2 protein-coding genes are annotated in these 9,486 nt (G+C 72.9%); both read right to left on the minus strand.

Annotated features, from left to right (window positions below; all coding sequences use genetic code 11):
* On the minus strand, positions 1 to 5,927 hold a 5,927-nt coding region (locus tag ACH427_RS32120; protein ID WP_398875324.1), incomplete at its 3' end, for a type I polyketide synthase.
* Positions 5,928 to 6,016: 89 nt separating this feature from the next.
* Positions 6,017 to 9,481, minus strand: a complete 3,465-nt coding sequence (locus tag ACH427_RS32125) for an SDR family NAD(P)-dependent oxidoreductase (RefSeq protein WP_398875326.1) — start codon at positions 9,479 to 9,481, stop codon at positions 6,017 to 6,019.
* Between the last annotated feature and the right edge of the window lie 5 nt (positions 9,482 to 9,486).

Consider the following 9,486-nt stretch of genomic DNA (forward strand, 5'->3'; position numbering starts at 1 on the left):
TCACCCTGACGCAACGACTGCACCGCCAGATGCAACGCCACCAACGACGACGAACACGCCGTGTCCACCGTCACCGCAGGACCCTCGAAACCGAACGTGTAGGACACACGCCCGGAGACGATGCTGCCGGGGCTCGGGGAGCCGGGCGTGCCGTCGGGGCCCTGGAGGAGGCCGTAGTCGTGGTGCATGATCCCGGCGAACACACCGGTCTGACTGCCCCGCACCGACACCGGATCGATCCCGGCCCGCTCGAACGCCTCCCACGACGTCTCCAGCAGCAGCCGCTGCTGCGGATCCATCGCCAACGCCTCACGCGGCGAGATCCCGAAGAACGCGGGATCGAACTCACCGGCGTCGTAGAGGAATCCGCCCTCGCGGGCATGGATCTTCCCCGGTACGTCGGAGTGCGGGTCGTACAGCTCGTCGATGTTCCAGCCGCGGTCGTCGGGGAACGCGGACATGGCGTCGGTGCCGTGTTCGAGCAGCTGCCAGAGCTCCTCCGGAGTGCGTACGCCGCCGGGGAAGCGGCAGCTCATCGCGACGATGGCGATCGGCTCGTCGACGGACACGGCCACAGCGCCGGCCGGAGCCGCCGCAGGGGCAACGGCCCCCGCATGCGCCGACACCAACTCACCCAGCAGATGACGAGCGAGCACAGCAGGACTCGGGTAATCGAAGACCAGCGTGGCCGACAGCCGCAGACCCGTCACCACGTTCAACCGGTTCCGCAGCTCCACCGCCGTCAACGAGTCGAAACCGAGCTCCTTGAAAGCACGCTCGCTGTCGACCGAGCTCCCGTCGGCGTACCCCAGGACGGCGGCGACCTGCGTGCACACCAGGGCGCGCAGGGCCTCGTCCCGCTCGGACTCCGACAGGTTGGCGATGCGCCGCCACAGCTCCGGGGCGTCGGCGCCGGACGACGCCTCCACCGTACGGCGTGTGGGGACGCGCAGCAGGTCACGCAGCAGCGCGGGCACCACCCCGGACGAAGCCTGGGCGCGCAGCGCCGGCAGGTCGAGTCGCAGGGGCAGCAGCACCGCTTCCGCAGTGGTCGCGGCGGTGTCGAACAGTGCCAGGCCCTCGTCCGAGGTGAGCGGGGAGATGCCGCCGCGGCGCATGCGGCGGACGTCCGCGTTGTCCAAGTGACCGGTCATGCCACTGCGTTCGGCCCAGAAGCCCCAGCCGAGCGAGACCGCGGGCAGGCCGTGGGCGCGCCGGTGGGCCGCCAGGGCGTCGACGAACGCGTTCGCGGCAGCGTAGTTGCCCTGACCCGCGCCACCGAACGTACCGGCGGCCGAGGAGAAGAGCACGAACGCGGACAGGTCCAGGCCGCGCGTCAGCTCGTGCAGGTGGAGGGCCGCGTCGACCTTGGGGCGCAGCACCGCGTCGATCTGTTCCGGCGTGAGCGACGCGACGACGCCGTCGTCGAGCACACCGGCCGCGTGCACGACTCCCGTCAGGGGGTGCTCGGCGGGCACATCGGCCAGGAGTTCCTCCAGGGCCGCGCGGTCGGACGTGTCACACGCCGCTACGGTCACCGAGGCGCCCAGCGCCGTCAGTTCCGCCGCCAGCTCGGGCGCGCCCGTCGCCTCCAGGCCCCGCCGGGAGACCAGCAGCAGATGCCGTACGCCGTGCCGCACGACCAGGTGCCGTGCCACCAGGCTGCCCAGCGTGCCGGTCGCACCGGTCAGCAGCACCGTGCCGTCCAGATCCCAGTCGAATCCGGACTCCGCCGTGGCCGCCTCCGCGCGCGCCAGCCTCGGCGCGAACAACTCGCCCGACCGCACGGCGATCTGAGGTTCGCCGGAAGCCCGCACCGCGTTGAGCACGCCGGTGGGCGTCCGCCGCTCGTCCAGGTCGACCAGGACGAAACGGTCAGGGTGCTCCGCCTGCGCCGACCGCACCAGACCCCACACCGCGGCCGCCGCCAGGTCGGGCACGTCCTCGTCGGGCGCGGTCGCCACCGCGCCCCGGGTCACCACGACCAGGCGCGACCCGGCGAACCGCTCCTCGGACAGCCACTCCTGCAGCATCTCCAGAGCCCGCCGCGTGGCACCCCGGACATCGGCCGGATCGCCGTCGAAGGGCGCGGTGAAGGAGACCGCCACCGCGTCGGGAACCGCCGCGCCGCCCTCCACGGCCGCCCGCAGCGCCGCCAGGTCCGGGTGGACCACCGCGCCCAGCGCGTCATCGAGGTGCGCGGCCGCCGGGCCGAACGCCGCCCACCGCGCCGTGGGCGCGGCGGCACGCATCGGAACGCCGCGCCAGGCGACACGATAGAGCGCGTCGTGCGTGGCGCTCGCCGCGGCCTCCAGCTGCTCCGCCGAGACGGTACGCGTGACCAAGGACGTCACCGTCGCGACCGGAGCACCGGCGGTGTCCGCGGCGACCAGGGACACCGCTTCCGGCCCTGCCGGGGCGAGCCGTACGCGCAGCGCGTCCGCACCCGTCGCGAACAGGGACACCCCGCCCCACACGAACGGCAGGCCGGGCCCGCGGTCGCCCGCGGTCCGCTCCTGTGCCTCCGGGCCGGAGGCCATGGCGTGCAGGGCGGAGTCCAGCAGCGCGGGGTGCAGCCCGAATCGGCTCGCGTCGGCGCGCTGTTCCTCGGCGAGTGCGACCTCGGCGAACACCTCGTCGCCACGACGCCAGGCCGCCCGCACGCCCTGGAAGGCCGCCCCGTACCGGAGCCCCGTCGCCGCCAGCCGCTCGTACAGGTCGTCCACCGCGACCGGCTCCGCACCGGCCGGCGGCCAGACGGCCAGCTCGGCGGCGACCGCGGCTTCCTCGGTACCACGGGTCGGGCTGTCCGTCAGCACACCGGTGGCGTGCCGCGTCCAGGGGCCGTCGGCGTCGTCCTCCGGCCGGGAGTACACGGCCAGCGGCCGCTGCCCCGCCACGTCCGCGACGCCCACCGACAGCTGCACCTGGACCGCACCGTTGTCGGGCAGCACGAGGGGGGCTTCGAGGGTCAGCTCGTCCAGGTGGTCGCGGCCGACCGCGTCCCCGGCCCGCAGCGCGAGCTCCACGAACGCCGTGCCCGGCAGCAACACCGTCTCACCGACGGCGTGATCGGCCAGCCACGGGTGCGTACGCAACGACAGGCGGCCCGTCAGCAGGAACCCTTCCGCATCCGCCAAGGCCACGACCGCGCCCAGAAGCGGATGGTCGGCCGAGCCCAGGCCCAGGCTGGCGGCGGCGTTCTGGCTCACCATCGGGCCTGTGGTCTCCAGCCAGTAGCGCTCACGCTGGAAGGCGTACGTGGGGAGGTCGACGCGACGCGCGCCCGTGCCGTCGAAGAGCTTGGCCCAGTCGATGGAGGCGCCGCCGACGAAGGCTTCGGCGGCAGAGGTCAGGAAGCGGTCCAGGCCGCCCTCGTCGCGGCGCAGGGAACCGACAGCGGTGATGGTGTGGGCTTCGGCGGTCTGCTCGATGCCCATGGTCAGAACCGGGTGGGCGCTGGACTCCACGAACAGGCGGAAACCGTCATCCAGCAGTGCCTGGACGGCTTCCTGGAAGCGCACGGTCTGGCGCAGGTTGCGGTACCAGTAGGCAGCATCGAGAGCGCCAGTCTCCAGCACTCCACCGGTCACCGTGGAATAGAACGGCACGGAGGCCGGGCGCGGGGAGATTCCGGCGAGGTCGCGCAACAGCGCGCTCTCGATCTCCTCCACGTGTGCGCAGTGCGAGGCGTAATCCACCGCGACACGACGCGCACGGATACCGTCCGCCTCACAGCCGGCGAGGAGTTCATCGAGGGCGTCCGTGTCTCCGGACACAACCACCGTGGCGGGTCCGTTGATCGCGGCCACAGACAAACGATCGTCCAGGCGCTCCTCGACCGCCTGCACATCCAGCGAGACGGACACCATGCCGCCGCGCCCGGACAGGGCCCGCAGAGCCTTGCTCCGCAGCGCCACCACCTTCGCCGCATCCTCCAAGGACAGCGCACCCGCAACACACGCCGCCGCAATCTCGCCCTGCGAGTGACCGATGACAGCGGCCGGTTCCACACCGGTCGAACGCCACACCTCGGCCAACGAAACCATCACAGCCCACAACACCGGCTGCACCACGTCGACCTGCTCAAGCCAGCCGGCGTCCTCCGCACGCAGCAGATCGGTCAACGACCAATCCACATACGGCGCCAACGCCGCCGCACACTCGCCCAGACGCTCCGCGAACACCGCCGAGGAACCCAGCAGTTCAGCCGCCATACCGGCCCACTGCGACCCCTGCCCCGGGAACACGAACGCCACACGGCCATCCGCCCCCGCGACACGACCCCGCACCACACCGGGCGCCTCACGCCCCTCCACCAGAGCGCTCAGACCAACCTGATGTCCGGCCAGCACCACAGCACGGTGCTCGAAAGCACTCCGGCCGGACGCCAGCGAGAAGCCCACGTCCAGCGGCGACAACTCCCCCACACGCGCCAACAACCGCTCCGCCTGCGCAGCCAGCGCGCTCTCCGAACGCGCCGACACCACCCACGGCACCACCGGCGCCTCGACCCGCGCCGGCTCCTCTTCGGCCACCGCCGCGGGCGCCTGCTCAAGAATCACGTGCGCGTTCGTGCCGCTGATCCCGAAGGACGACACGGCCGCCCGGCGGAGTTCGTCGCTCTCCGGCCACGGCGTGGGGTCGGTCAGGAGCCTGACGGCCCCGGCGGACCAGTCCACGTGCGGGGACGGCTCATCGACGTGCAGGGTCTGCGGCAGCAGGCCGTGCCTGATCGCCTGCACCATCTTGATCACACCGGCGACACCGGCGGCCGCCTGGGTGTGGCCGATGTTCGACTTGATCGAGCCGAGCCACAGCGGCTCGCCCTCCGGCCGCTCCTGGCCGTACGTCGCGAGCAGCGCCTGCGCCTCGATCGGGTCACCCAGCGTCGTGCCCGTACCGTGCGCCTCGACGGCCGCCACCTGCTTGGCGGAGAGCCTGGCGTCCGCCAGGGCGGCGCGGATGACGCGCTGCTGGGACGGGCCGTTCGGCGCGGTCAGGCCGTTGCTCGCGCCGTCCTGGTTGACGGCGGAGCCGCGGACCACTGCCAGCACGGGGTGGCCGTTGCGCCGCGCGTCCGACAGGCGCTCCAGCAGGAGCAGGCCGACGCCCTCGCCCCAGCCGGTGCCGTCGGCCGCCGCCGCGAAGGGCTTGCAACGGCCGTCGGGGGCCAGCCCGCGCTGGCGGCTGAACTCCACGAAGGTCCCGGGGGTGGACATGACCGTGACACCGCCCGCCAGGGCGAGCGTGCACTCGCGCCGGCGAAGAGCCTGGGCGGCCCAGTGCAGCGCCACCAGGGAGGACGAACAGGCGGTGTCGATCGTCACCGCCGGGCCCTCCAGGCCCAGGGTGTAGGCCACCCGGCCGGAGGCGATGCTGCCTGCGGTGCCGTTGCCGAGGTAGCCCTCGACGCCCGCCGGGACCGACTCCAGGCCGGTGCCGTAGTCGTGGTACATGACGCCGGTGAAGATGCCGGTGCGGCTGCCGCGTACCGACGCGGGGTCGATGCCAGCCCGCTCGAACGCCTCCCAGGCGGTCTCCAGCAGCAGCCGCTGCTGCGGGTCGGTGGCCAGCGCCTCGCGCGGGGAGATGCCGAAGAACGCCGGGTCGAAGTCACCGGCCCCGTGCAGGAATCCGCCTTCGCGTGCGTAGCTCTTGCCCACGGCGTCCGGATCGGGGTCGTACAGCCCCTCGACATCCCAGCCGCGGTCCTCGGGAAAGCCCGAGATGGCGTCCACGCCGGCGGCCACCGACCGCCACAGCTCCTCGGGCGAGCGCACTCCGCCCGGGTAGCGGCAGCTCATCGCCACGATGGCGATCGGCTCGTGGTCGGCGGACTCCGCCTCCTGGAGGCGCTGCCGCGTCTGGTGCAGCTCGGCAATGACTCGCTTGAGGTAATCCCGGAGCTTGTCTTCGTTACTCATCGCGCTTTCCCATCAAAAGCTGTCGGCCATAGGGCGACCGGCCGAAAAGAGATTGACCGACAGGCGGTCGGACATTGCGGGCGATCGGCTCAGATGATTCCGAGATCCTCGTCCACCATCCTGAAGAGATCGCCGTCCGTCGCCGATTGGAGTTGGTCGGCGAGGGCGGCGCTTTCCGGTATTTCCTGTGTCTCGTCGTATTTCGCCAGCAGGTCCCGCAGCCGGGAGATCACATCCGTGCGGCCGACCTCTTCCAAGGTCATGGCCGACAGACCGGCTTCGAGGCGGTCGAGCCGCACGGCCACCGGCTCGAAGGTGGTGCCGGTGTCCCGCGTCAGTTCCTGGTGGAGGTGGCGGGCCAGGGCGTTGGGCGTCGGATAGTCGAAGACGAGGGTGGCGGGCAGCCGCAGTCCGGTGGCCGCGGTCAGCCGGTTGCGCAGCTCCACGGACGTCAGCGAGTCGAATCCGACGTCCTTGAAGGCACGCCCCGGTTCCACCGTCTCCGTGCCGCCGTGGCCGAGGACGGCCGCGACGTTGCGGCGTACGGCGTCCAGCACGATGCGTTCGCCTTCCGCCGCCTGCGTGCCGGCCAGCCGTTCCCGCAGGCCCACCGACGGAGCGGCGCTCTCCGCGGCCGCACGGTTGCCGGGCAGGCGCAGCAACTCACGGAGGACGTGCGGCACATCGCCGCCGGCGGCCTGGACGGTGGCCCGCAGGGCCGTCATGTCCAGCCGCATCGGCGCCACCACGGTGGCACCACCGGCGCAGCAGGCGTCGAACAGCGCCAGCCCGTCGTCGCTCGACAGCGCACCGAGGCCGATGCCGCCCATGCGCCGCTTGTCCACCTCGGCCAGCCCCTCGGTCAGCGCGCTGCGCTGCTCCCACAGGCCCCAGGCCAGCGACAGGCCGGGCAGGCCCTGGGCGCGGCGCTGGGAGACGAGAGCGTCGAGGAAGGCGTTCGCGGCGGCGTAGTTGCCCTGCCCGGCGGCGCCCAGCGTGCCGGCGACGGAGGAGAAGAGCACGAACGCCGAGAGGTCCAGCTCCCGGGTCAGCTCGTGGAGCGCCACGGCCGCCTCCGCCTTGGGGCGCAGCACCGTGTCGAGGCGCTCGGGCGTCAGTGACCCGATGACACCGTCGTCGAGTACGGCGGCGGCATGCACGACGCCCTTCAGCGGGTGCTCGGCGGGGATGCCCGCCAGCACCGCACCGAGTGCGTCCCGGTCCGCCACGTCGCAGGCGGCCCAGGTCACCGAGGCCCCGGCGGCGGTCAGTTCGGCCGCCAGTTCCGCCGCTCCGTCCGCCCGCGCTCCCCTGCGGCTCAGCAGCAACAGGTGCCGCACTCCGTGTTCCGCCACCAGGTGCCGGGCCACGAGGCCGCCGAGGGCGCCGGTCGCTCCGGTGACGAGCACCGTGCCCTCCGTGTCCCAGGTGGCCGACGCGCCTGCCGACGGTCCGCTCTCGCCGACGCGGACCAGCCGGGGCACGAGGGCCCGCCCGTCGCGCACGGCCACCTGCGGCTCGCCCGAGGCGAGGGCCGCGGCGACGGGCGCGGCGTCGGCGGGGTCGCCGAGGTCGAGGAGGACCAACCGGTCCGGATGCTCCGCCTGCGTGGACCGCACCAGGCCCCACACGGCGGCCGCGTCGGCGTCGCGCACACCGTGGGCGTCGGTCGCCACCGCGCCCCGAGTGACGACGACCAGGCGGGAGCCGGCGAACCGCTCGTCCGCCAGCCACCCCTGCACCTGCCCCAGTGCCCCGGCCACCGCCGCACGCAGCCCGTCGGTGTCGGCACCGGCGCGGCTCGGGACGGTGAGGAAGACGCACTCCGGAAGGGACGGCCCACCGGTGTGGAATTCGGCCAGGCTCGTCAGATCGCTGTGCGCCGTCACGTCCCAGCCGGCGGACCGCAGGCCCGTCGCCAGGTCGTCGTCCCCGTCGCCGATCAGCGCGCAGCGGAGGGCGGACGGAGCCGCTGTTCCCGGCGTCATGCCGAGCCAGTCGAGCCGGAACAGCGACTCGCGCAGGCCGCCACGGGCCGCGTCGATCTGCGCGGGCGTGACCGGTCGCGTCACCAACTCGTCCACCGCTGCCACCAACCGGCCGGACTCGTCGGCCACGACGACCGACACACCGTCCGCCCCCGCGGCCGTCAGGCGCACGCGGACCCTGGCCGCTCCGGTGGCGTGCACGGACGCCCCGTTCCAGACGAACGGAAGGCGGACCCGGTCCGTGTCCTCCGCGCCCGCGTCGACCAGGCCCGCGGGCCCGGCCACGTGCAAGGCCGCGTCGAGCAGGGCGGGGTGGATCCCGTAGCGGGTCGCCTCCTGGGCGTGCTCCTCGGGCAGCGCCACTTCGGCGAAGACCTCGTCGCCCCGCCGCCAGGCCGCCCGTACGCCCTGGAACACCGGGCCGTACGCCAGGCCGCCCAGCGCGAACTGCTCGTACATGCCCTCGATGTCCACCGCGACGGCTCCGGACGGCGGCCACACGCCCGGCTCGTCCGACAGCTGCGGCACCGTCCCGGTCAGGGCCGTGGTCAGCGTGCCTCCGGCATGACGCGTCCAGGGCCGGTCCGGGTCGCCGGACTCCTGCCGGGCATAGACATTGACGGACCGCCGACCGCTGTCGTCGGCGCCACCGACGACGACCTGGAGCTGGAGCGCGCCGTGTTCGGGCAGGACGAGCGGCGCTTCCAGCACCAGATCGTCCACCTGGACGCACCCGAAGCGGGCACCCGCGTGAAGCGCCAGATCGACGAGCGCGGTCCCGGGCACCACCACTGCCCCCAGCACCGCGTGGTCCGCCAGCCACGGCTGGGTGCGTACGGACAGCCGACCGGTGTACAGGCAGCCGTCGGAGTCCGGCAGCGTCACCGCGGCACCCAGCAGCGGATGATCCGCCGCACCGAGCCCGATGGACCCGACGTCCGCCGGCCCTGCCACCGACTCCAGCCAGTAGCGCTCGCGCTGGAAGGCGTAGGTCGGCAGATCGACCTGCCGGGGACGGGCCGGGGCGAGCAGCGTGGCCCAGTCCACGGAGTGACCCTGGACATGGACCTGAGCCAGGGCCTCCAACAGCGACGCTGCCTCGTCGCGGTCCCTGCGCAGGGCTGCGGTGAAGAGCGCCTGCGGAGCGGCGTCCTGACCCATGCCGGACAGAACACCATCCGGCCCCAGCTCCAGGAACGTGGTCACACCCTGGTCCGCCAGACACGCCACGCCGTCGGCGAAACGTACGGTCGCGCGGACGTGGCGCACCCAGTATTCCGGATCACACACTTCGTCAGCGGTGACAAGACCGCCGGTGAGGTTGGACACCAGCGGAACGCGCGGCGCCTCATACGACAGCCCCTCAACCGTCGTACGGAAGTCGGCCAGCATCGGCTCCATCAACGGAGAGTGAAACGCGTGCGAGACACGCAGCCGCCGCACCCGGCGACCCTCACCCCGCCACACTGCCTCCAGCCCCGCCACCGACGCCTCAACACCCGAAACCACCACCGAGGACGGCCCATTGACAGCAGCAATGTCCACCTCCGTGAAGTCGGCCAGCACCGCAC

Source organism: Streptomyces sp. NPDC020379 (assembly GCF_044387105.1).
In the GTDB taxonomy this organism is placed as follows: domain Bacteria; phylum Actinomycetota; class Actinomycetes; order Streptomycetales; family Streptomycetaceae; genus Streptomyces.